Source organism: Corynebacterium kutscheri, assembly GCF_000980835.1.
Classification (GTDB): Bacteria; Actinomycetota; Actinomycetes; order Mycobacteriales; family Mycobacteriaceae; genus Corynebacterium; species Corynebacterium kutscheri.
Genome location: NZ_CP011312.1, coordinates 835,764 through 858,861, shown reverse-complemented (window position 1 = coordinate 858,861; position 23,098 = coordinate 835,764). Strand labels below are relative to the sequence as shown.

22 protein-coding genes and 1 riboswitch are annotated in these 23,098 nt (G+C 46.1%); of the genes, 8 read left to right on the top strand and 14 right to left on the bottom strand.

All coding sequences use genetic code 11. The features are described from left to right. Positions 1 to 75: 75 nt before the first annotated feature. Entirely contained in the window at positions 76 to 918 is an 843-nt protein-coding gene (locus UL82_RS03965) for a sortase family protein (RefSeq protein WP_232009510.1), read from the top strand. Positions 919 to 1,168: 250 nt separating this feature from the next. After that, the gene (locus UL82_RS03960) at positions 1,169 to 1,591 is read left to right on the top strand and encodes a hypothetical protein (protein ID WP_046439119.1); all 423 of its coding nucleotides are present in this window, start codon (positions 1,169 to 1,171) and stop codon (positions 1,589 to 1,591) included. A gap of 130 nt (positions 1,592 to 1,721) precedes the next feature. On the opposite strand, the gene UL82_RS03955 is transcribed toward UL82_RS03960, so the two are convergent. Then, positions 1,722 to 2,765: an NAD(P)-dependent alcohol dehydrogenase gene (locus UL82_RS03955; RefSeq protein ID WP_046439118.1), complete on the bottom strand. Its 1,044-nt coding sequence runs from the start codon at positions 2,763 to 2,765 to the stop codon at positions 1,722 to 1,724. Between the two features lie 53 nt (positions 2,766 to 2,818). After that, positions 2,819 to 4,210 (bottom strand): DHA2 family efflux MFS transporter permease subunit, encoded by a 1,392-nt coding sequence (locus UL82_RS03950; RefSeq protein ID WP_052735860.1) that lies wholly within the window; start codon positions 4,208 to 4,210, stop codon positions 2,819 to 2,821. A gap of 73 nt (positions 4,211 to 4,283) precedes the next feature. On the opposite strand from UL82_RS03950, the gene UL82_RS03945 reads away from it, so the two are divergent. Continuing rightward, positions 4,284 to 4,796, top strand: a complete 513-nt coding sequence (locus UL82_RS03945; protein WP_172595886.1) for a GNAT family N-acetyltransferase — start codon at positions 4,284 to 4,286, stop codon at positions 4,794 to 4,796. Between the two features lie 3 nt (positions 4,797 to 4,799). Here UL82_RS03945 and UL82_RS03940 read toward each other — a convergent pair whose 3' ends face one another. The 5 genes from UL82_RS03940 to gatC form a co-directional block, all read right to left on the bottom strand. Continuing rightward, positions 4,800 to 5,855: an ABC transporter substrate-binding protein gene (locus tag UL82_RS03940; protein WP_046439113.1), complete on the bottom strand. Its 1,056-nt coding sequence runs from the start codon at positions 5,853 to 5,855 to the stop codon at positions 4,800 to 4,802. 6 nt (positions 5,856 to 5,861) lie between these two features. After that, entirely contained in the window at positions 5,862 to 6,611 is a 750-nt protein-coding gene (locus UL82_RS03935; protein ID WP_046439112.1) for an ABC transporter ATP-binding protein, read from the bottom strand. Beyond that, on the bottom strand, positions 6,608 to 7,651 hold the full coding sequence (locus UL82_RS03930) for a FecCD family ABC transporter permease (RefSeq protein ID WP_126363829.1): 1,044 nt from the start codon (positions 7,649 to 7,651) through the stop codon (positions 6,608 to 6,610). The genes UL82_RS03935 and UL82_RS03930 overlap by 4 nt, the downstream gene beginning before the upstream one ends. Before the next feature lie 57 nt (positions 7,652 to 7,708). Next, a riboswitch (cobalamin riboswitch) is annotated at positions 7,709 to 7,900 on the bottom strand. 123 nt (positions 7,901 to 8,023) lie between these two features. Beyond that, a complete protein-coding gene (gene gatA, locus UL82_RS03925) occupies positions 8,024 to 9,508 on the bottom strand; it encodes an Asp-tRNA(Asn)/Glu-tRNA(Gln) amidotransferase subunit GatA (RefSeq protein WP_046439109.1) in 1,485 nt (494 codons plus the stop codon). After that, entirely contained in the window at positions 9,508 to 9,807 is a 300-nt protein-coding gene (gene gatC, locus UL82_RS03920) for an Asp-tRNA(Asn)/Glu-tRNA(Gln) amidotransferase subunit GatC (RefSeq protein ID WP_046439107.1), read from the bottom strand. The genes gatA and gatC overlap by 1 nt, the downstream gene beginning before the upstream one ends. Before the next feature lie 303 nt (positions 9,808 to 10,110). Between gatC and UL82_RS03915 the strand changes: the two genes are divergently transcribed. Then, positions 10,111 to 10,368: a hypothetical protein gene (locus UL82_RS03915; RefSeq protein ID WP_046439106.1), complete on the top strand. Its 258-nt coding sequence runs from the start codon at positions 10,111 to 10,113 to the stop codon at positions 10,366 to 10,368. 363 nt (positions 10,369 to 10,731) lie between these two features. After that, a complete protein-coding gene (locus UL82_RS03910) occupies positions 10,732 to 11,397 on the top strand; it encodes an ACT domain-containing protein (protein ID WP_046439105.1) in 666 nt (221 codons plus the stop codon). Between the two features lie 72 nt (positions 11,398 to 11,469). Here UL82_RS03910 and ligA read toward each other — a convergent pair whose 3' ends face one another. Then, positions 11,470 to 13,566, bottom strand: coding sequence for an NAD-dependent DNA ligase LigA (gene ligA, locus UL82_RS03905; protein WP_046439104.1), 2,097 nt, complete (start codon positions 13,564 to 13,566; stop codon positions 11,470 to 11,472). Positions 13,567 to 13,593: 27 nt separating this feature from the next. Here ligA and UL82_RS03900 point away from each other — a divergent pair, with 27 nt between their 5' ends. Then, positions 13,594 to 14,283: a 3'-5' exonuclease gene (locus tag UL82_RS03900; protein ID WP_046439103.1), complete on the top strand. Its 690-nt coding sequence runs from the start codon at positions 13,594 to 13,596 to the stop codon at positions 14,281 to 14,283. 63 nt (positions 14,284 to 14,346) lie between these two features. Here the strand turns inward: UL82_RS03900 and UL82_RS03895 are convergent, their stop codons facing one another. Both UL82_RS03895 and mnmA read right to left on the bottom strand, forming a co-directional pair. Continuing rightward, the gene (locus UL82_RS03895) at positions 14,347 to 15,345 is read right to left on the bottom strand and encodes a uroporphyrinogen decarboxylase/cobalamine-independent methonine synthase family protein (RefSeq protein WP_046439102.1); all 999 of its coding nucleotides are present in this window, start codon (positions 15,343 to 15,345) and stop codon (positions 14,347 to 14,349) included. Next, positions 15,342 to 16,439, bottom strand: a complete 1,098-nt coding sequence (mnmA, locus tag UL82_RS03890; RefSeq protein ID WP_046441161.1) for a tRNA 2-thiouridine(34) synthase MnmA — start codon at positions 16,437 to 16,439, stop codon at positions 15,342 to 15,344. Before mnmA ends, UL82_RS03895 begins: the two co-directional genes overlap by 4 nt. 189 nt (positions 16,440 to 16,628) lie before the next feature. On the opposite strand from mnmA, the gene UL82_RS03885 reads away from it, so the two are divergent. Beyond that, positions 16,629 to 17,462: a spermidine synthase gene (locus UL82_RS03885; protein ID WP_046439101.1), complete on the top strand. Its 834-nt coding sequence runs from the start codon at positions 16,629 to 16,631 to the stop codon at positions 17,460 to 17,462. Between the two features lie 131 nt (positions 17,463 to 17,593). Beyond that, entirely contained in the window at positions 17,594 to 18,946 is a 1,353-nt protein-coding gene (locus UL82_RS03880) for an alpha/beta hydrolase (protein ID WP_052735859.1), read from the top strand. Between the two features lie 84 nt (positions 18,947 to 19,030). Here UL82_RS03880 and UL82_RS03875 read toward each other — a convergent pair whose 3' ends face one another. Genes UL82_RS03875 through UL82_RS03860 form a run of 4 tightly spaced genes read right to left on the bottom strand, consistent with a single transcriptional unit; the run spans position 19,031 to position 23,098 of the window. Beyond that, positions 19,031 to 20,176, bottom strand: a complete 1,146-nt coding sequence (locus UL82_RS03875) for a cysteine desulfurase family protein (protein WP_046439100.1) — start codon at positions 20,174 to 20,176, stop codon at positions 19,031 to 19,033. Next, positions 20,163 to 21,095 (bottom strand): electron transfer flavoprotein subunit alpha/FixB family protein, encoded by a 933-nt coding sequence (locus UL82_RS03870; protein ID WP_046439099.1) that lies wholly within the window; start codon positions 21,093 to 21,095, stop codon positions 20,163 to 20,165. Before UL82_RS03870 ends, UL82_RS03875 begins: the two co-directional genes overlap by 14 nt. 11 nt (positions 21,096 to 21,106) lie before the next feature. Continuing rightward, positions 21,107 to 21,889: an electron transfer flavoprotein subunit beta/FixA family protein gene (locus UL82_RS03865; RefSeq protein ID WP_046439098.1), complete on the bottom strand. Its 783-nt coding sequence runs from the start codon at positions 21,887 to 21,889 to the stop codon at positions 21,107 to 21,109. A gap of 54 nt (positions 21,890 to 21,943) precedes the next feature. After that, on the bottom strand, positions 21,944 to 23,098 hold the full coding sequence (locus tag UL82_RS03860; protein ID WP_046439097.1) for a THUMP-like domain-containing protein: 1,155 nt from the start codon (positions 23,096 to 23,098) through the stop codon (positions 21,944 to 21,946).

The window sequence follows — 23,098 nt, the reverse complement described above, 5'->3', positions numbered from 1 at the left end:
TCACCTAGCTGCGCTAATCTGAGCTTCAAACAAACAATAATTATGCACAATTGTTGGGATATATAAGGGGTACGCATGAGTAGACGCACACGACGTCCACCGCAAAGACGCCCGCGTACAAGTACACCAGATGGTCGCCCCTATATTCCCCGTACCGTCACAACAACTAACACTTCGCAAAAATCACGGCCACAACAACCTTCTACCCTGCCGTTGCCGCAACGGCTTCGGCGCGCATGGAAAATCAGCGTCCCGTTCCGCATACTAGTTTCGGTACTAATAATTATTCTCCTGATCACGCTGAGTTTTATTTTCGTTATTTCACGAGAAACAGAATCGAGTAATGCCCTACCCGATACTGAACAATCTGGACTGATCACTGAGGGGATCAACATAGAAAATAGTCCAGCAGTAGAAATGTACATTCCGCGTCTTAACCTCCGCGCGCATTTTGAAACCGAATCATGCCGTGTCAAAGATGGCGCAATTGATCCCGATACCTTAACCAAGGCATGCACATATACTGCTGCAGATAAACCTTATGTACTTCCTGGCACTCATGCTGAAGATATCGTAGTTATCGCTGGTCATACTGGATCCGGAATTTCTGCGGTTTTTAATAAGTTATATAATGGCAGCGCCGATACACACACAGTGCATGTCAACGACCGGTTATATCTTCGCACCGAAAAATCTGGTCAACAGTGGCTCGTCTATGCTGCTACCGATTTGCATTCCCCTGATCGCGAAGGTCTTTCTAGCGACGACAGTGTCTGGGGCACCGATCCCACGCCAGGAAGGTTATTAACTATTAGCTGTATCCAGCCAGCAAACCCGCTAGCAGAAGCAGTGCGTAATACAGTGGTTGGCTGGCAATATCAGGGCGTCCTTAATAATAGTGCTGCACCAATAGTGTAGCGACACGCCGAATAGCCCCATATAGGGGTATGGTAACTTTATTTACCGTTTATAATATTTTCCCTGTTTAAATGGCGTTTTCTTATCCTAATTTAAGTATTCTCAAAAACTATCAAGTAAAACTTGAGACTTTTTAGCTATCAACCATTGCCTTTGGCCTAATTGTTACTATTATTACGAATGTTACGAATGTGACTGGTGGGAGATTTGTGAACTCACTGGCCCTTCTCATCGTCTTAGGAGAATTTTCATGAAGCGTCTTGGCATTGCCGTGACCACTATCGCATTAGCTACCGCACTTTCCCCTCTTGCTTTTGCTTCTGATTCAGAAACAGCACCCAAGGTTCCTAGCCTCAGTACCACCAACACCACCACAGTAGAAACCCCACCACCGCCAGTAACCACCACCAACACCGTGCCTTATGCACCGCCTACCCCACCAACTACTACTTCTCCTGCGATACCACCAGCTGGTAACACCACCACACCATCAATTCCGCCAGCTTGTGAGACCACACCTCCTGGTTCCAATTCCAATGAGTGCCGCACTAGCGAGACTCGTGGCATTCACGCTCGCACCGGCTCTAATACTTTTGCTCGGATTATTTTTAGCATCTTCTTAATCAGTGCCCTCACAGGAGCTGGAGTATTCTTGCGCCGCCGTAGCAATTAGTGCAGTCACAACAAGCTTTAATATGACGATTAAATAAATCCAAATAAATTAAGGTGCGTTCTTTTAAAAGAACGCACCTTAAAATGTTTCAACTTCAGGCTAGGAAATTAATCGAGATATAGCAGTTAACTTAAAATGTTTCTGTATCAATAACAAATCGGAACTTTACATCACCAGCAACTACTCGATCATATGCCGCATCAACCTCAGCCACACTGATTTTTTCTATAACCGCACCAATACCGTGCTCAGCACAAAAATTAAGCATTTCCTGGGTTTCTGGTAAACCACCAATATTTGACCCAGTAAGCACCTTGCCACCACGAATGAGTGAACCCATACGCAAAGATAACGCCTCTGGTGGCAAACCAACCACACTCATCACACCGCGAGGTTTCAACAGACTCACATAGCGGTCAAGTTCAATTGGCGCCGAAACTGTATTCAAAATGAAATCAAAACTACCACGATTCTTTTTAAAGAAATCCTCATCACTTGTTGCTAATACATGATCTGCACCAAGCTTTTTAGCCATTTCTTCCTTAGCTAATGAACGCGATAGCACAGTTACTTCTGCGCCTTTAGCTTTCGCAATTTGAACACCCATGTGGCCTAGACCGCCCAAGCCAAGCACTGCTACTTTATCGCCAGACGATATACCCCAACGTACAATCGGTGAGTACGTAGTAATACCAGCACAGAGCAGTGGCGCAGCTACATCAAAGTCAATTCCATCAGGAATGGTACAGACAAAATTCTCATTGACCACTACTTTTTCAGAATAACCACCCTGGGTAATGCTGCCATCAACATCGGTAGAATTATAGGTTCCCACTGAACCACGTAAACAGTTATTTTCAAATCCAGCTACACAGTATTCACATTCACCGCAGGAGTTAACTAAACAACCTACCCCGACACGATCGCCTACTTTAAATTTGGTAACCTTGTCACCTACTGCTGAAACAACACCAGCAATTTCGTGTCCAACAGTCAAAGGGAAATGCGCGTGACCCCATTCATTGCGAATAGTATGAATATCGGAATGACAAATGCCCGCAGCCTTAATATCAATAACTACATCATCTTCGCGAGGATCACGACGCTGAATAGTAGCAACCTGAAAAGGTTGATCAGGGCCGGTTTTTTGCAACGCTTTAACACTTATCGTCATATCCCCACCCTAGACCTTTTCATTCCACCATGCTTAATAAAAACCTATCTCATTTATAAGCGATAAGCGCGCCACGCAGCAAGAGCACCAATAGCAAGCACAATGCCAGCTAAAAGCATAGACTGCCCATAAGCTGCTCCTGCATCACCTGCGCCAATACGCCATTGAAGCACCGCGCCAATTGCTGCTGAACCAGTCACTGAACCTACCTGACGCGCTGTGTTATAAACACCTGATCCTACCCCCATGCTTAATGGCGGCAGGTCTCGCATCGTCGCCGTAGAATTAGGCGACCACACAAAACATGTCGATACGCCCAAAAGAAACATCACGACTGGGATAGTCCATAAATCAGCATGTACTGTCATCACAATAAAAAGTAAAAACATAACCACAGCTGATGTTCCAAAACCAATCGTGGCCAAAACATTAGGTGAATAATGATCAGCCATCCGACCCACAATTGGTGAAAGGATAATTCCAACCACTGCCTGTGGAACAATCATTAGTCCTGCAGACAAAGCACTAAGACCATGAATCTGTTGTAAAAATAGCATCAGCGGCAAAGGTGTGCCCGCAACCATAAACCCCATAGTGATAATGCCAATTGTGCCCATAGAGAAATTTTTCATGGTAAAAAGACTCAATGGCATCAGCGGATCATTGCCACGAAGTTCAGCCTGCGATTGTTGGCGCACAAATATGTACGACACAGCAATACCTAATCCAAGTAATGCCCAAATCCACCATGCCCAATTGGCTTCTTCACCTTGTTGTAAAGCAAAAACAATAGTGAATACCGCAATAATTGATAAGGCAATACTCAGCGGATCAATTTTTCGAGTTGTTTTTAAGAAATCTGGCACCAACCACCACACCGAAATAACTGAGACTACACCAATGGGCACATTAATGAAGAAAATCCATTCCCACCCCAAGGTTTGAGTAATAAATCCGCCTAATAAGGGACCAGCTAACGAAGCTAAACCACCAACGATTCCCCATACCCCTAAAGCAGCACCACGGCGTTGTCTGGCAAAAATACGGTTAATAACGCTCATCGTCTGTGGGGTTAATAGTGCTGCACCTACGCCTTGCACTACACGAGCAACAATCAAGACATAAATATTTGAAGCAAAGCCACAAGCTAATGAACTAATCGTAAAAATAACCATGCCTAAGATATAAATATTCTTTGGCCCATAACGATCCCCTAGCCTGCCAGTAACCAATAACGGAACTGCAAAGGTCAACAAATAGGCACTGGTAACCCAAATAATCTGGTTATAACTAGCAGAGAAACTTTCTTGCAGCATTGGCGTGGCCACTGCCACGATAGTTTGATCCAAAAGGATCATAAAAAAACCTATACATAAAGCAATAAGCGCCGGCCAAGCGTCTTTTTCTGGCATCGGTAACGCTGGTATTTCTTTTACACGTGCCATCCTTGGTTTTCCTTCCATCCCTTCTTCATGATTCACCATAAGCTGAATACTTATTGCTTCTGCTCTAGTATCGGTGTCTATGAGTGAGATTACCCTTATCCCCACCACGGAATCAGATCGTAGCTATATTGCCCGACTTAATTTTCTTACCGAAGTTTTTGGGGACGAGCACGCCGAGTTAACTGATCAAGAAATGAAACGATTCCATGAAGACTTCGAATATTATGTTCGCCAATGGGAACCAAATAATGGTGGTTTCATTGCTTGGGATGGTGATATTCCAGCCGGTGGAGTGTGGTTAGTCTGGGGAACCGATCAACAACACGGCTACGGCTATGTGGATAGCCGACTACCTGAGCTGGCTATCGCCGTTGAACCGCGCTATCGAAAAGGTAAAGGAGTCGGTACTGCCTTAATCCAAGAAGTACTAGAACTAGCCCAAAAACAGCAATGGGCGGGTGTTTCGCTTAGTGTAAGCGAAGACAACCCGCGTGCCCATGCATTATACCGACGGCTTGGTTTTAAAGATGTGCGATATGATGCACCCACCAAACACTATGTCTTAGAACAGCGCTTTCCAGCTTAAAACCTAGCTAAAGTACTCTTGGCCATCCAAAGACTTTGGAAGTTCTAGCTGAGTTTTAATATCAGAGGTAGGCTGCAAACCGAACTTTTCCAATCCTTTACGAACATGTTCAGCTGCATCAATATTTAACGCACTTGATGTCCACATTGCATAGGAAAGGTTAATAAAACGCCCTTCTTTAACTGCTGGCAAGTCCTTAGTGGCTGGATGAGATTTTAAGACCTCAACCTTATCGGCAAAAGACTGACCTGGGTAATCAACAAAAACAAAGGCGTCTGGTGATTCAGTAGCAAGTTTCTCCCAGCTTACTTCTACCCAGGTATCTTCGATATCGTCAGTAGCTAATTTGCCACCTGCTGCTTCGATAATAGCCTTAGGGCCGCCAAAGGCACCAGAGGTAAATATGGCTTCAGTTCCAGAGTCAAAAACAAAGATATTTGGTGCTTTTTCTGCCTGTGGTGCTTTTTCTAGCTCAGCCAAGCGTTCTTTCATATCGCTGACCACTGATTCAGCCACAGTTTTATCACCGTGGATAGTGCCCAAATTCACCAGATCCTCATAGACAGCTTCCCATGGATCAGTGGTACCGCGAGCAGTTGATCCTTCTTGACGGCATGATTCAGTGAGCAAATAACTAGCAATATCTTGTTCTGCCAAGATTGCTGGAGTGAGATCACGGCTTTCACTAAAACCATAATTCCAACCAGCAATCATAAGATCAGGTTGAGCAGCAATGATTGCTTCTTTACTTGGATACACATCAGAATCTGGATTGAGCGCATCGATAACATCTGCACCATATTTTGCAGCCAAAATATCGCGATCTTGCTCTACTGAGGAAACCCATTTGACATTATCGCGTGCACCAGCGGCCAAAGCGATAGAGATGATGTTGCCATCATTAACCCACCAGTTTCCACCGACTTTGTAGTTCACTTCAACACCACAGTTGGTAACACTAACTGTGTCTTCACTAGCAACAACGGATTCTTCGGTTTGGCTAGAGCAGCTAGCAACCAAAGCTCCTACTGCGAGTAAGCCAATAATCTCTTTTTTCATTATGAATCAGTCTTTCTCTTCGATAACAAGATGAGGATAAGAACCATGAACTTCCATAGCATGCACGCCAAAAGTAGCGGACACATTATTGGTAGTTAATACTTCTACGGGTGTACCAGAGGCATGAATAGTTCCTCCATGAACCAAAATAACCTGGTCAAAATGGCTATACGCTAGATCGAGATCATGGATAGTAGAAACAATTGTTTTACCAGAACTTCGCAATACGTCTAGTAACGATAATTGATGCTGCACATCAAGATGGTTGGTAGGTTCGTCAAGAAACATCACCGGAGTATCTTGAGCAAACGCTCTTGCAAGAATAACGCGTTTGCGCTGACCACCAGATAGATCAGAACACATCCGATCGCCCAAACCTGCCAAGCCGACTTTCACGAGTGCTTCATCAATAATCACACGTTCTTTTTCAGCCCCAAGCTGCCATGGTTTTAAAAATGGCAATCGACCTAGTCCTACTGCTTCAGCAACAGTCAAATCGGCAGGTGGTTGATCTTCCTGACCAACAAAACTAAATTGCCGTGCCCGCTGTTTAGGATGAAGGGTAGAAATTTCTATTCCATCGATACGCACACCCATTGGTGGTGTTAGCGCAATGGTGCGCAACATAGTTGATTTACCGGCACCATTAACTCCCACGATTGCGCACATTGTGGCCGTAGGAACGCTAAAACTGACTTTATTAAGAATGACTGTTTTGTCAATTAAACAATCAATACCAGTTATTTCTAAACTCATTGCTCACCGCCAAATGCATAGCGCTTGCGTCCCATAAGGATCAGGAATAACGGTGCACCAATAATTCCGGTAACCACACCCAATGGGATTTCTTGCGGCGGTGCGGCGATACGGGCAAGCATGTCTACCCACAATAAGAATATTGCGCCCATCAGTGCAGCAACCAGAACCAACCTACGGTGTAAAGAGCCAACAAGCATACGTGCTAAGTGTGGAATGACTAGACCCACAAAGCCAATGCCGCCGGCAACTGCAACCATCCCGCCAACTACAATAGCTTGTAGTGCGAAAAGCAACCGTCGCAACGCATCTACTCGCACGCCCAGACTCATAGCGGTATCTGGACCGGCTGCTAGTGCATCACATTGAGAACTGAGCAACATAAGCACAATCACGGCTGCAATAACCAAAATCAAACCAGGAATAAGATTATCCCAACCTGCACCGGCAACTGAACCTAACATCCAAAACATTACTGATTGTGCTGAACGTGCATCGGAAGAACGGAAAACTAGAAAGCTTGCCATCGCCGAAAAAGCAGAGCTAAGTACCACACCGGATAAAATAAGGCGAAGTGGACTCAATGATCCTTGCGCCAAGGTAATGAAATACACGGTCGCTGTGGCAGCTAACGCACCAACAAGTGCGCCGAAATTCAATGCATAGATACCAAAACCAGAGAACACACCCAACGCAATGACTGCAGTGGCACCAACCGAGGCGCCTGAAGAAACACCCAGTAAATAGGGATCAGCAAGTGGGTTGCGCACTAGAGTTTGCACAGTTACGCCAGCGATTGCCAGACCTGCCCCCACAATTAACGCAAGCAGCCCCCGAGGAACTCGGATTGCCCATACAACAGCATCGAGGCCTTTATCGCTAGGAGTTGGTCCACCCATAACGTGGGCGTACACTACACTCCACACATCAGATAACGAAAATTGCACTGAACCAATGGTCAATGAAACACAAAAACTTACTGCGGCAACAGCGATCAAAACCAATGAGATCAATGCTACCGGCGGCCGAAATTTTCTCACCGCAACCAAAAAGAATCCTTAATATAAAATCCGAGTACCTTAAACCGCGAAGGTTAACTCGTTAACAAAAGGCCAGCAGATATTCGGACTTGAAGATCATTCCTGGTTTCCTTCCTTCCCAGCTCTATGCCAGTGGCTATTAGAAAACCGGTCCCTTCTTACCGCTGCGCGTCAGTTTTGGCTTTTCACCAAATTCCCATACTGACCTTCTCAACAAAACATAAGCCTACCGGGTACCCAAAAATGACCGTTAAACGAGCATCCCAGCAATCACCCTATTTCGGGTAAACAAAATTACCCCATAGATACGAAAAATAGCAGCTCTCAAGCACTATCGCTGAATCTATGGGGTGATTTATATCTCCAACAAAGCTAGCTTCTGCCACTTTCAAAAGCGGCACCGACTCGGTAAAGTCGATCATCAGCAAAAGCTGGTGCCATAATTTGTAATCCTGTCGGCAAGCCGGTGTCTTTAGCTAAACCAGAAGGCACAGACATACCGCATAAACCAGCCAGATTGAGTGGCAAGGTACACAAGTCAAAGTTATACATTGCCAACGGGTCAGAAACCTTCTCCCCCAATTTAAAAGCAGTCGTGGGGGTAGTTGGTGAAATCAAAACATCAACTGACTCATATGCTTTGGCAAAATCCTGCGCAATCAAAGTACGAATGCGTTGTGCTTGCAAATAATACGCATCATAGTAACCCACGCTGAGTGCATAAGTTCCTAAAATAATGCGGCGCTTAACCTCCGGACCGAAACCAGCAGCGCGAGTAAGTGCCATCACTTCTTCTGCAGAATGCGTACCATCATCGCCAACGCGCAAGCCATAACGCATGCCATCAAAGCGTGCGAGATTACTAGATACTTCGCAAGGCAAAATCAAATAATACGCGGCTAACGCATCATCAAAATGTGGACAATCAACTTCAACGATCTCGGCACCTTGGGCAACCAATTGTGCTACTGCTGCATGGAATTGGTCGAGAACTCCTTGTTGATACCCCTCACGGTCGAACTGCTTAACGACACCAATCTTCACACCTTTAAGATCACCGTGCCCACCTTCACGTGCTGCAGCTACCACCGGTGCAACTGGACGATTGACACTCGTCGCATCATATTTATCAAAACCAGCTATAACCTCATGCAACAACGCTGTATCAAGTACAGTTCGCGCAGTAGGTCCACCTTGATCCAAAGAAGATGCACAGGCAACCAAACCATAACGAGATACGGTTCCATAAGTTGGCTTTACCCCAACCGTATTAGTCAATGCCGCGGGCTGACGAATAGATCCACCAGTATCAGTACCGATACCTAAGGGTGCTTGACCAGCGGCTAAAGCTGCTGAAGTGCCGCCACCGGATCCACCTGGAGTGCGATCAATATCCCATGGGTTACGTGTTGGTCCATAAGCCGAGTTCTCAGTTGATGAACCCATAGCAAACTCATCCATATTGGTTTTACCCAAAATAGGAATACCGGCTTCCCGGATACGTTTGGTTACGGTTGCATCATAAGGGGCAACATAGCCCTCAAGAATTTTAGAAGCACACGTAGTTGGCGCATCCGTAGTTACAAATACATCTTTAAGCGCAAGCGGAACACCAGCAAGCGCAGAAACTGGTTTTTCTCCAGCATCAAGTTGCTGATCTACCACATCAGCAGCAGCAAGTGCTTCCTGAGCGCCAACATGAAGGAACGAATGCAGCGTGCCATCTGTCTCGGCAATTCGATCAAGGTGAGCTTGTGTAACTTCACGCGAGCTTACCTCGCGACTATGGATTTTTTCTGCTAACTCAACAGCTGACAAAGAAGTAAGACCGGTCTCCGGCACTAAATAAGTACTCATTAATCTTGTTCCCCCAGAATTTGCGGCACAACGAAACGCTGGTCTTCGACCGCAGGTGCTTGATCAAGTGCCTGCTGCGGAGTAAGAATCTGCTCTACAACGTCAGCACGCATACTCGTGGTAATGGCATGTGGGTGGCTCATTGGCTCAACACCTTTAGTGTCAACGTTTTGCACTGCCGACACATTGCCAATAATTCCATCGATCTGCTCAGCGAAACGATCTAATTCATCATCGCTAAGTGCAAGACGAGCCAACTTGGCCAAGTGAGCGACTTCATCGCGCGAAATCTCAGGCACTTTAACTTCCTTCCAATGTTGCTTATTACCCGAAATAGCCTACTGCACTTTCTCAACAGAGACGAAGGGGCTGTCCATATAGCCTGGGAGTTTAGCAGCTTTTATTCATCACCTAATACCCCCATTACTCACATCAAACAGATCAAACAGTCAGGCAATACTAAAAAGCAGCGAATTACCTTTCCCTTAATAGGCAACACTAGGTAATCTCAGTAGGTATATCTCCCATTGTCACTATTGTCATAGAAACTTATTGCATTAGTTCACATTCCATAATCTTTTCTTTGAAGGAAGTTCCCGCTCATGGATCCTATTATTATTGATAAAGACACTGGTGAAGAACTTTGGACAAGTCAACAATGCGCCGCATATTGCAATCTCAGCCCAACTGCATGGAGTAATTACAAGACTGCACATCGTATTCCCTCACCAGTCGGAGTCATTCTTGGTCGAACCGCATTATGGCGTCCAGCCGACATTAGACGATGGAATAAAACGCGTATCGACGGTGCCCCCATAATTCGACGGCGTCGGCAACGCTCAAAATACAACGGCACATAGTGACACATAGTGATAACTGCCCCCGAAAAATCCCGATAAGACCTATCCAACTAAGTACTTAAAAAGTTTTAGCTCTCGCATATCATCTATGCTTCAGGAAGTTTTTACTGCTAACCTTTTTGATTCATCGTCTCTTCAAAAACCACTGAGCAATTTTGTTACCTCACCGGTCAATGCTTGCCAATACCTGCCTAAAATGCCATCTGCTTGTTATCGCAAGCCGAGAATAAAATTCATACCCAGAAGTACCACAACCACTACACCATTAATCTATTTATGAATAGATATTCACAATCTTTATGATCCTTCCGTATGATGGACACGTTCCACACTTCTTTCAATAGATCAGGAAAGGTAGAAACCATGACGTACCTGATCCGCGTGCTCCTTCCGAATCTTCCGGGCAGTCTCGGCAAACTTGCTGAGGCTATTGGTAAGGCCGGCGGCAATATTCATTCTGTTGATATTGTTCAGGATTTTCCCGATGGCACTGTCATGGATGATATGGTCATTGAGCTGCCGGCTGGCGCTATGCCAGACACGCTTATTACTGCCGCACACGGTGTTGATGGAGTCGAGGTTGATTCGATCCGCCCCTATTCTGGTCGTGTTGATCGTCGCGGACAAATTAAGATGCTAGCCTCTGTTGTCGGCACTAGCACTCAATCAGAAACCTTAGCCAATATGATTGATGCCCTGCCTCAGGTACTCACCTCTACCTGGGCAATTTTGTTACATACCGACTCTGAATTCACCCGAGTTGCCGCCTCACCTGCTGCTCCTAAAGACGATGGATCGGCGCCAACTGGGGTCACCGTAGATCGCGCCCGCCTCTTACAACCTGATTCAGAAACGTGGGTGCCTGATTCCTGGGGCGTACTTGATAGTTCGGTTGCTGCCGCTCCACTTGTAGGAACCGATCTTATTCTTGTTATCGGACGCGTAGGCGGACCAGATTATCTTGCCAGTGAAGTCGAACATATTGGACATCTCAGCGCTATTCTCGGACGGATTATTCGTACTGCATAGCATCACATAAGTGAGTATGTGCGTGGCTTATGTATAAGTCGCGCACACGCTGCATGCTTTTCGACGAATCAATTACTCTTCGCGCACGTGTCCGTCGATAAGCAATTGTTCAAATTCAGCTTCATTCAAAATAGTCAGGCCCAATTCCCGAGCTTTTGTTTCCTTGGAGCCAGCATTTTCGCCAACCACCACAAAATCTGTTTTCTTAGATACTGAACCACTAGCTTTACCGCCTCGAGTAACAATGGCTTCCTTAGCGGAATCACGGGTGAAATTAGCTAAAGAACCAGTAACTACAATAGTTAAACCAGCAAGCACCGGCGCTGGTGCCTGACTACTATCATCAGCCATAGTCACCCCTGCATTAGCCCACGCGTCTACAATCGCTTGATGCCAAGGCACTTCAAACCACTCTTTAAAACTCTGTGCGACAATCATGCCTACGCCTTCGGTTTCAGCAAGGTCTTCAACACTAGCTGCCATCGCCACATCTAAACTGCGATAGCGAGTAGCGATTGCACGCGCAGCGGTAGGACCAATATGGCGAATAGATAACGCAACAATTACCCGCCATAATTCCACATTTTTCGCTGTTTCTAGGCTCTTTAATAAATTCTGTCCCACCTTGCCTAATTTTCCATCGTCATTTCGATAAAAAGCAGTTTTTAATAGATCCTCACTAGTGAGATTAAATAGCCCAGACTCATCAATAAGTACCTGCGAGTGAATTAAGTCGCGAGCGGCTTTTTCACCAAGGCCGGCGATGTCAAATGCTCCTCGCCCGGCAATATATTCCAACCGAGTAGCAAGCTGTGCTGGGCAACTCTGGGTATTAGGGCACCGCCAATCTACATCGCCTTCTTTTTGTGGAGCCAGGGTATACCCGCAGGAGGGACATTGACTTGGGAATACAAACTCGCGCTCACTACCGTCACGGTCTTCGACAACAGGTCCAAGAACCTCTGGAATTACCTCTCCTGCTTTGCGGATAATCACGGTGTCGCCGATTAATACTCCTTTACGTTTCACCTCAGTTTGGTTATGTAAGGTAGCTTTTTCCACAGTCGATCCAGCCACAAATACCGGTTTCATCACTGCAAAAGGAGTTACTCTACCGGTGCGACCAACGTCTACCTGAATGTCTAGCAATGTAGTCATTACTTCTTCGGGTGGATACTTATAGGCAATTGCCCACCTAGGAGCACGTGAGGTAGCACCGAGTTCACGCTGTTCAGCTAATTCATCAACTTTGATAACTAGGCCATCAATCTCATGAGCAACATCATGACGGTGAGCATCCCAATACCGCACTTGCTCAATAACCTCGGTTACCGAAGAAACTTTTTTAGTATGCGGGCTTACTGGTAAACCCCAGGCAGAAAGAGCCTGATATGCCTCATATTGACTGCTAAAAGTTGTACCGTCGGTAGCACCAATGCCATGGCAGATCATAGTAAGCCGACGTTTTTTCACTGCTTCTTGATCTTTTTGCCTTAAAGAACCAGCAGCAGCGTTACGTGGATTAGCAAAAGGCTTAAATTTAGCCTTGGACTTGCTATTTTCATGCTCGCGCTGACGCTGCGCATTCAACTCAATAAAATCAGCCATGGTAATAAAAACTTCGCCGCGCACCTCTAATAGGCTCGGTACTGGGTATTGGGTACTATCAACCAACTGGTGTGGAATACCATTAATAACGCGTGCATTATCGGTGACGTCTTCGCCTATCCGACCATCACCACGAGTAGCCGCACGCTCTAAACGCCCATTTCGATACACCAAATCCAGCGACAAACCATCAATTTTCAGCTCGGTTAAATACCCATTTGTCGGTGTGCGAGCCAACCACTCGCCCAATTCTGCTTCATCAAAAACATTATCCAGACTAAGCATGCGTTCAAGGTGCGCCACTTTGGCGAACCCAGATTCTTCTGCTACTGGTGCGCCCACGGTTGCGGTAGGACTATCTGGGGTGGCAAGACCTGGATATTCTGCTTCAAGTTGTTGTAATTCTTGAAAAAGTTCATCAAAGGCTTGATCGGTAATCGTTGGGGTGGCGTTATAATAAGCGTCCCTGTGTGTACGAATCTGATTAGCCAGGTCATCCCAGGTGCGACGAATCTCAGTAGTAATGGTTTTAGCGTGGTTCACCCTGGCTATTCTAATCATGTCCGGTACGACAGTTATGGTTAGACTATGAGCAACACAGCATCGAGCTTTAATCCCATGAAAGTACTGAGTTTTGATTTAGAGACCACCGGCGTTGATCCACAACAATCTAAAATCGTTACCTCGGCACTTGTGCGTATCGACGACACGGGAGCACATCCTAGTGAGCTTTTAGCTGATCCAGGCATAGAAATTCCAGTAGAAGCCACCAAAGTACATGGTATTAGCACTGACTATGCCCGCCAATATGGTCGCCCTCATGATGAAGTCCTTGCCCAAACAATCACGGAAATTAATTCCGCCTGGGAAAAGGGCTACACACTGATTGTTTTTAATGCTGCTTATGATCTTTCAGTACTTCGTGCCCTTGATCCTAGTTTCGTTGTTTCTGGCCCAGTCTACGATCCTTATGTTATTGATCGGGGCTTCGATCGTTATCGTAAAGGCAAGCGCACATTAACCAGTTTATCTGAGCATTATGGAGTTAAATTAGAAAATGCTCATGAAGCTACTAGCGATGCTCTTGCCGCTGCGCGTATTGCCTGGATACAAGCCAAACGAACCTTTAAAAAAGAACTCAGTGAACTCGATATGACGGCACTTATGGAAAAACAAGCTGTGTTTTATTATGAAATGCAATCAAGTTTAAAAAGCTATCTTGCTGGCCGAGGCGAAGATACAAGCAGTATTAATATGGCCTGGCCAATGCAAGCCTAGGATTGTCAACCCAGCAAGGTAGCATATCAGTACCCCCCACCAAGTCTTTCCCGCAGCTAGTTTTTAAAGATCACCGACATCTTTTTCTAGGATCTCGGCAATCTTTTGAGCATGTGCTAACACTTGAGCTGCTTCAAGTAGATTAAACTGGTCCAGCTGCCAACGGGGATAAATAATATGGTGCAGCAAATTTGTCCGGGGAAAACCTAGTTCATCCCATAACTGTGCTAAAAAGACAGCGCTCTCACGTGGTTTCGTTAAACCTGCGATTTGGATGCCTAACTGTTTTTTCTGAGCTAATAACTGGGCAAGATTATCTTTATCCTTGACACTTAAATAATCATGTGGTGAAACAATGCTAACGTGCGCAGATATGGTTTTTAAGCTGGCAAGCGGACTGAACATATGACAAGTTGCGCTCATCGATAATGCTGCCACCGTATGGTGGAGGCGTTCTGTAGCATTTCTCATGGGATGAATATGGTCAAAGTCTGTTGTTGCTTTTATGCTACCCGTCATAATTGCATCCAGCTCTGGTTCTTGAATTATGACATGTGGTTGAGCACCAAAAATCCGGTGTAGATAAGTGAATTTTTCTTGTAAGTTACCAATAAAGATCTCATTAATATCATTGACTGCACCGGGATCACTAATTGCTCGGTGCCCATTAGCTAACTCAATTCGGGTTGCCAAACTCAGCGGCCCTAATACCGCAATACCTACGGCATGAAGAGTTCCCCAAGCTTCTTCCAACTGATCAAAGTCTCGTTGCTGATCATCCCACAACCGATGGGTCACAATGTGTGGGCGAGCACTTAGCCGCCATGACCTAGGACCGATTTCAATAGGAAGTTCGGGTAATAATCTCATAGTGGAGGCTTCTATCTGTCCGCGTATCCCGCGCTGAGGCAAAATAGGTATCACCGGTAAATCACCAGTTTCGCTAAGAACAACGTCCGCGGCGGCAATAAAATCATTACCGGGCATAAATCCTAAATGTGTTGCCTTAGGTTGAGGCGAAATTAGCCCATCAAGCACTTCTTTAGTACCAGCAGCACTCATGATCGGGTTCCACAAATAGTTCCAGAACCAGCAACAATATCGCCAGCTGGATCTGGAAGATAAATCACCGCAGCCTGTCCGCGAGCAACACCAGAAAGTGGTTGGTAAAGATTGATACTCATATAATCATTGCCCCGATCAACGGTAACTTGGCATTTCACTACACTACCGTGCGCACGAACCTGTACCTCAGCGTCAAAAGTTCCATCCATTTTCGGATGTAAATACTTCAGGCGATCTGCTTCAATATGGCTCACTGCCAAATCGGCACGTGATCCCACAGTTACAGTTCCACTCCGGGCATCAATATCAGTGACATAACGCGGCTGTCCGTCGGCAGCTGGTTGTTTAATATCAAGTCCTTTACGCTGACCAATCGTGTAATTCCATGCTCCATCATGTTCTCGGAGTTGCTTGCCTTCAGTATCGACGATCATTCCCGGCCGTAAGCCAATCCGTGCACCTAAAAATGCCTGGGTGTTGCCGTCAGGAATAAAGCAAATATCATAAGAATCTGGCTTTTTCGCTACCGCAAAGCCTTTTTCCGCAGCTTCTTGACGGATCTGTGGCTTTTTGGTGTCTCCCACTGGAAACATACAATGCGCAATTTCATGTGCACCGAGTACACCTAATACATACGATTGATCTTTGTCTGGATCAACTGCTCGTCGTAAGTAACCATCCCCACCGTCGATAGGCTGAGTCAATTGTGCATAGTGTCCAGTTACTACGGCATCGAAGCCTAAGGCAATACCGCGCTCTAATAATGCAGCAAATTTGATCTTTTCATTGCAGCGCAAACAAGGATTGGGGGTTTCCCCACGCGCATAGGAATCTACAAAATCGTCGATAACGTCTTCTTTAAAGCGCTCGGAAAAATCCCATACATAAAAAGGAATACCGAGTTTATCGCAGACTCGACGAGCATCAGCAGAATCTTCTAAAGAACAACATCCACGAGCAGATTCACGCACCGACTGTGGATTCCGGCTTAATGCAAGGTGGACACCTACTACTTCATGTCCTGCGTCAACAGCGCGCGCGGCGGCAATGGCGGAATCAACTCCACCACTCATAGCTGCTAATACCCGCATCATTATCCTCCTTGCTGGTTTAAGCCCCATATGTTTTCTTAAGTTCTGCTTCGCAGCTAGCAATAATTTCAGTAGTTCATTATTGATGAGTTACTAGGCGAAGAGTACTCATGCGACTCAACACCTTACAACGCAGATAAAGACCACGGCTATTTCATCAACAATCGACTGACTAAACTAGCAATAATTATGAGGTCAACAAAAAAGAAGAATAATGCTTTTGCTGGCATGTATCCCACTACTACCGGTGAAGTAGAGCTACGCCCCGATTCTTTTCAATCCGGCGCCTGGGAAATACTTGTCAATGGTGTTCCTTCTAGTCATATTGCTGTTGACCCACTTGATCTACACTATGAATATATGCGGTGGATTGCCGCTGCCATTAGATACTTTGTAGATTCGCACCTTGATCCCCAGCAATTACGCATTACTCATCTTGGTGGCGGGGCATGCAGTATTGCCCGCTATTTAGTAGCCACCTATCCACGATCACGAAATACTGTCGTAGAGCTCGACGGCGAACTGGCACGTCTGGTTCGACTATGGTTTGATCTTCCACGCTCCCCACAATTAAAAATCCGACAAGGCGATGCGCGTGATATAAGCAATAAATTCTTAGCTCATAGCCGCGATATTATTATTCGAGATGTTTTTGCCGGTTCAACAACTCCACTAAGCGTATCGACGGTTGAGTTTTTCCGTACTGCCGCAACAGCGCTTGCTCCCAACGGTTTATATATTGCCAACTGTGGTGACCGCTCTAATTTAGCTAACGCACGAGCAGAATTAGCTGGAATGTCTGAAGCATTTGCCCATATTGCCTGTATCGCTAGTCCTAGCATGTTAAAAGGTCGACACTCTGGAAACATTATCCTTTTAGGTTCTCAGCTCCCATTGCCTGAACAACCAGCACAATTGACTAAATTATTGCTCGCAGACCGAGTACCGGCACACTATAAAAATGAGCTATGGACAAGGAAATTCTTCACGGGAAGCAAGCCCTGGTTCGATCATAAAAACTAAGTATTTTCCATGAGAAATATTAATTTTTAGTAAGAAAAACTGCGTGGCGGATTCAAGAATTGTCTACAAAACACTTTTAATTTGATAAAGTCCATACTCATTACCATCAATTTTCGAAGGACCTTAAATATATGCGCACCCGTTTTCATGGTCTCACACTATGTGTCGCTCTAAGCGCCAGCATATCTCTTCTCACTTCCGGCACTGCGGTGCTTGCCGAAGAAAAAACTGAGCAACCCACTCAAGAACAAACTACCAAGCAGGAGAATACTGAAAAACAATTTACGGAAAAAAATCTAGAATCCGATGTCCTACCCAATAAGGATATCGACAACGGCATTTCAGCCTCAGAGCTTCTCAATGCATTACGTGCAACTGCGGAAGACCAAACTCCCGAAGATCTCACTCCCGTTGATGTTCCCGAAGAACTCAAGAACGTTTTCAAAGGCAAAGCTACAATCGAAAACAAGCAGTTGCCACCAGAATTCTCAGATGAAAATTGGCGTGAGCTAATCACAGAGTTCAATAAAAAGAATCCAGGTCGGGTTGAAGAAGTAACCGCTTATTCCCCATCAATGGAGCGTGAAATTCCACTAGTGCTCATTAAGGCTTCCAAGCCTCATCGTCCTACCATTTATCTTATGAATGGTGCTGGTGGCGGAGAGCAAGCAGTGAACTGGATTGAGCGTACCGACGCCATGGAATTCTATACTGAACGTGATGTGAACGTAGTAATTCCTATGCGCGGCGCATTCTCCTACTACACTGACTGGATTACCGAACCTCAAGGTAATGAGTACCTTAAAGGCAAGCAATACTGGGAAACCTTCCTGTCTAAGGAACTGCCTGAACCTATTGAAGATTATCTCAAAGCTAATGGCCAGCGCGGCATTATTGGCATGTCCATGTCTGCCACCTCTTCCATCTTGATTGCTGAGCACAACCCAGGTTTCTATAACGCCGTTGGTTCGTTCTCCGGCTGTGTGGCTACGGCAAGACCACTGCCACGCTTGTATGTTAACTCCGTACTCAAAGGTGATGGTGTTACCCCTGAGCAAATGTGGGGCACACCCGATAGTGAAGTCAGCAAATATAACGACGGCATTATTAATGCTGAAGGTTTGCGTGGCTCTGAGATTTATGTAGCTAATGCCTCTGGACTAATATCTCAGGAAGAAATGTTTAATAAGCTGTACCAAGAAGAGGGCGAAACTATTTCACAAACATTAATTACCTCTTCGGTGCTTGCTGTCGAAGGTGGAGTTATCGAGGCTGCTTCTAATGCCTGTACTCATCACTTCAAAACCAAGCTAGATAAACTAGGTATTCCAGCTGATTTCAATTTCCGACCAACTGGTATTCACACCTGGACTTATTGGGAACGCGATCTTCGTGCTTCCTGGCCAACCTTTGCCCGCGCATTCGGTTTAGAAAATGAACCACTCAGTGAAAAAGACCAAAAAATCGCGGAGTCTTCTTCCTAAAAAAGAACTGTCCTAGCAAAATCTTCTAGGACAGCTAAAAATGATTGCCTGGCTTTAAGAAGCTATCATCACAGTTTTTTAAAGCTAGGCCATCCCAGCTTGACGTGCTAGGCGAGTCACTTCACCAATATGCTGTAGCACCAAGTCGATGTCTTCGTCTGTGGTCGTGCGTCCTAAGGTAAAACGCACTGCACTGCGGGCGGTTTTTTCATCTATTCCCATGGCCAATAACGTTTCGCTGGCCGAATTTACTCCGTTATGGCATGCCGATCCTGTGGAAACTTCAATCCCACGCTGATCAAGCAGCATAATCAAGCTATCGCCTTCAGCACCGGGAAAAGCCACATGTAGATGACCAGCTAAATTATCATTCATTGGGGTAAACCGACGAACCTCGGAGATAGTACTTATTTCCCGCCACAATTTATCGCGCAATGTACTAAGACGCTTTCGTTCTGCGGATAATTCAGCACAAGCTTCTTCTAAAGCAATAGCAGTGGCATAAGCACCAGCAACGTCTACTGTGCCCGAGCGAATCCCACGTTCTTGTTTACCACCAAAGCTTACTGGCCCAGGTGCAGGCGAACGTTTCGCTAAAAGTATGCCTACTCCCCGAGGACCACCAAACTTGTGTGCACTAGCAGCAAGTGTCGTGGCACCAAGCGCTGAGAAGTTTACAGATTCATGACCAACAATCTGTACCGCATCAACATGAACTGGGATGGTAATGCCACTTTCTTTAGCTAAGTTTTCAGCAGCAGCTACCACTTTTTCTATGGGTTGAATCGCACCAGTTTCATTGTTTGCCCACATACAACACACAACATCGGCAGGTATCTCAAGCGCTGATAAATCGGTAACTACACCTTGGTTGTTAATACCTAAATAGGCTATTTCTGCCCCTTTTTGCTGAGCATGACTCACCGCTTCCGCTACCGAAGGATGCTCAATCTCGGTGGTCACAATACGACCACCTCGATAAAAACCCAACACGCCAATGTTATTGGCTTCTGTACCTGAGCTAGTGAAAATCACCTCAATGGGTTCACAGCCTAGCGCAGCAGCGATCTTTTCCCGCGCGGTATCAAGATAGCTGCGAGCTTTTCTCGCCGAGGCGTACTGGCCAGCTGGATTCACACACACTGCAGCTTCCAACCACGCCTGGCGAGCCACCTCACGTAAAGGTGTGGTGGCTGCGTGATCGAGATATACCAACTTAGCTGAGTTCATTCATTAATAGTGGCACAATTTCGTGTACATCGCCGACTACACCTAAATCAGCGATCTGGAAAAATGGAGCATCCTCGTCGCTGTTGATAACAATGATCTTTTTAGCGGTTTGCATACCCGAAGTGTGCTGAATAGCACCAGAGATACCCAAACCAATATAAATATCTGGGCTAACAGTAACGCCAGTTTGGCCAATTTGGAATTGTTGTGGGTACCAACCCAAATCAACAGCATCACGGGTTGCCCCAACTGCCCCACCTAGAGTGTCGGCAAGTGGTTCAGCAAGGTTCTGAAAACCTTCTTCTCCATCAAGACCACGTCCACCAGCAATAACCACCTTTGCTTGCGCAAGATCCGGCCGATCGCCAGCTTCTGCCGGGCTAAAGCTTAAAACTTGGACATCTTTTACCCCAGCAGATGGTAGATCAAAATTACTGAGTGCACCAGCACCAGGGGTTGGGTCAGCGGCAATAGCTCCAGGACGAAGCGTGTAAATAGGGCTGGTTCCACCTACGGCGGCAGAAATCTCAATACTGTCGCCAAAAATAGACATCTTTGCGCTGCGATCAGGATTAATGCCAACTACATCGCAAAGCACTCCAGAAGCCAAACGTGCGGCTAGTCTGCCGGCGATCTCATTACCAGTAGCTCCCGCAGCAATAATAATTGGCGCTGGGGTTTGAGCGGCAAGGGCGTGTAGCGCATCGGTTTCTGGTAGCACTAATCGCTGGTCAATATCAGCACAATGTGCACCAACGATGCTACTTGCACCTAGTTCACGCAGCTGTTCCAGATAGGGTGTAGCATCACCGACAACAACTGCGGTGACTTCACCAAAAACTTTGGCTGCCGTAATAAGTTCACCGGTAACTGGAGAAAGCGTACCTGCTAGGTGCTCAACTAAAACATAAGCATTCATAAGTATTCCCCTTATCCCAGTTCACTAAGGTATTCGGCAATTTTCTTAGCTGCGGTAGCAGCATCTGCTCGTACCACTTCACCGGCAACACGTGCTGGACGTTTAGTTGCTGCTACCACTGCAGTTGCTGCATGAGCCAAACCAACGTGCGCAGGATCAACGCCAATATCGGCAAGAGTAAGCTGTGTGACCTCTGCTTTTTTAGCTGCCATAATGCCTTTGAAATTAGCAAAACGCGGTTTATCGGCTTTATCCGTTATGCTCACAATAGCAGGCAAGGTAGCGCTAAGCTCATAATCGCCAGCAGCAGTTTCTCGTACACCGGTAATAGTTGTGCCATTCACCGCTACTGATTTTAGTGAAGTTAACGCTGGCTGTTGCCGATATTCGCTAATAATACCGGGCAGTGCGCCCATAGAACCATCCGAACTAGCCACACCACTAATAATCAACTGTACGTCTTCGATGGTATTAATTGCATGTACCAATGCCCACGCAGTACCTAGTACATCTGAGCCGGCTAATGCTGGATCGTTAAGGTGTACGGCTTGATCCGCGCCCATTGCTAAGGCCTTACGTAGCGCCTCATCAGCAGCAGCGCCACCGGCGGTCAAAGCCACCACGCGGTATTCCGGGTGTGCTTCTTTAATACGCAGTGCCTGTTCTACACCAAACTCATTAACCTCGTCGATAACTTCATCAACGCCTTCTCGGTCAAGGGTGAAATCGGCCTCAAGAGTGCGTGTAGACCAAGTGTCTGGTACATGTTTAACCAGAACCACAATTGCGGGCATAAAAGCACCTTTCCAAGTTTTTTCTAATTCCGTCTTGAGAGTCTAATGGAACTGCTACGGCAACGGAACAGCTGCTGTACGTGAATTACAAATCATAGCTACCGCCGAGTGAGCAATTCGAGCAATCACTACTGCCATTGCTCGGTTTCCAGAAAGCTTCAGCTTTTTGCGGAGTTGATCGGGATCAATATAGACTCCCCGAACCAAAATTTCTAGGCTACCACACCCATGGGCAGCTAAAGCCGATTTAAGTTTTTTCAATGAGACAGATTCAATGAACTCAAATCCACTCGTGCCAGCGGGTAATTGATCACCAGAAAGATAGGCAATGTGTTCATCAAGCATCCATAGGTTCTCTCGGTGGCCATAATGTCGCACCAACCCAGCACGCACAATTGCACCATCAGGATCCACAATATATTTTCCAGGCTTATCGACGATAATCTCATCCTCATAGCTATCGTCAATACGATACTGCCCGGATACTTTTATTACTACAGCTTCCCGACGTAACTTATCAGCCACCAGTTCTGGTGAATATAAGCAAGCTTCTTTTACTCCACCATCAACACTGACCAGACTCACGAGTCCATTCCAAAATCTAAAATCTAATCCCGGCGCGCATTTAATAGCCATAGGTGTCGTGCCCCAAGCGTCGATAAGCGTTGGTAATGGTGGTAATAGATCTTCGGGTGAGCTAATACGCCGACCATGGCTGCGGCGAGCAGGATCTGCAATAATAACCTCTGCACCTGATGCTGCCGGTACAGTAGCATCGGCGCAACTGTATAGGCCGGCGGGCACATTATTTCTAGCCATGAGTATTCGCGAAAAATCTAGATCGCTTCCGTGGTATTCAAGTCCAGCTGCGGTAGCTGCTGCACCTTCGGTACCAATAGAGCAGGTCACATCGTGTACGCGGTGGGTATACTGCGCTAGGCGCTGCATGCGTATCTGAGCGACTGCTAGTGCGGTAGCTTGTTGTGCTGATTCATGGCACATAAGCCACTGCTTAGGTAGTTTTGTTGCGGCTTTTTTACGTGCTTGAATAAGCTCCATAACTGCTCGGGCGTACTCACCAAAACGGCTTCGTAGCTGATCAAGATCTTTTAATTGGCTGTGTGAGCTTAATTCTAGTTGCTCGCTTATGGCCTGAATTTCATTTTTGTGTGCTAATAAAAAACGAACCTCGTGTGGGGTATAGCTCAT

Coding starts and splice junctions, on each gene's coding strand:
- UL82_RS03870 (WP_046439099.1), bottom strand. CDS start 21,095: ATGAATGCTTATGTTTTAGTTGAGCACCTAGCAGGTACGCTTTCTCCA.
- UL82_RS03955 (WP_046439118.1), bottom strand. CDS start 2,765: ATGACGATAAGTGTTAAAGCGTTGCAAAAAACCGGCCCTGATCAACCT.
- UL82_RS03865 (WP_046439098.1), bottom strand. CDS start 21,889: ATGCCCGCAATTGTGGTTCTGGTTAAACATGTACCAGACACTTGGTCT.
- UL82_RS03910 (WP_046439105.1), top strand. CDS start 10,732: ATGACGTACCTGATCCGCGTGCTCCTTCCGAATCTTCCGGGCAGTCTC.
- UL82_RS03895 (WP_046439102.1), bottom strand. CDS start 15,345: ATGAGTGCTGCTGGTACTAAAGAAGTGCTTGATGGGCTAATTTCGCCT.
- UL82_RS03915 (WP_046439106.1), top strand. CDS start 10,111: ATGGATCCTATTATTATTGATAAAGACACTGGTGAAGAACTTTGGACA.
- UL82_RS03935 (WP_046439112.1), bottom strand. CDS start 6,611: ATGAGTTTAGAAATAACTGGTATTGATTGTTTAATTGACAAAACAGTC.
- UL82_RS03860 (WP_046439097.1), bottom strand. CDS start 23,098: ATGAGCTATACCCCACACGAGGTTCGTTTTTTATTAGCACACAAAAAT.
- UL82_RS03950 (WP_052735860.1), bottom strand. CDS start 4,210: ATGGCACGTGTAAAAGAAATACCAGCGTTACCGATGCCAGAAAAAGAC.
- gatA (WP_046439109.1), bottom strand. CDS start 9,508: ATGAGTACTTATTTAGTGCCGGAGACCGGTCTTACTTCTTTGTCAGCT.
- mnmA (WP_046441161.1), bottom strand. CDS start 16,439: ATGCGGGTATTAGCAGCTATGAGTGGTGGAGTTGATTCCGCCATTGCC.
- ligA (WP_046439104.1), bottom strand. CDS start 13,566: ATGATTAGAATAGCCAGGGTGAACCACGCTAAAACCATTACTACTGAG.
- UL82_RS03940 (WP_046439113.1), bottom strand. CDS start 5,855: ATGAAAAAAGAGATTATTGGCTTACTCGCAGTAGGAGCTTTGGTTGCT.
- UL82_RS03885 (WP_046439101.1), top strand. CDS start 16,629: ATGAGGTCAACAAAAAAGAAGAATAATGCTTTTGCTGGCATGTATCCC.
- UL82_RS03900 (WP_046439103.1), top strand. CDS start 13,594: ATGAGCAACACAGCATCGAGCTTTAATCCCATGAAAGTACTGAGTTTT.
- UL82_RS03875 (WP_046439100.1), bottom strand. CDS start 20,176: ATGAACTCAGCTAAGTTGGTATATCTCGATCACGCAGCCACCACACCT.
- UL82_RS03965 (WP_232009510.1), top strand. CDS start 76: ATGAGTAGACGCACACGACGTCCACCGCAAAGACGCCCGCGTACAAGT.
- UL82_RS03960 (WP_046439119.1), top strand. CDS start 1,169: ATGAAGCGTCTTGGCATTGCCGTGACCACTATCGCATTAGCTACCGCA.
- UL82_RS03880 (WP_052735859.1), top strand. CDS start 17,594: ATGCGCACCCGTTTTCATGGTCTCACACTATGTGTCGCTCTAAGCGCC.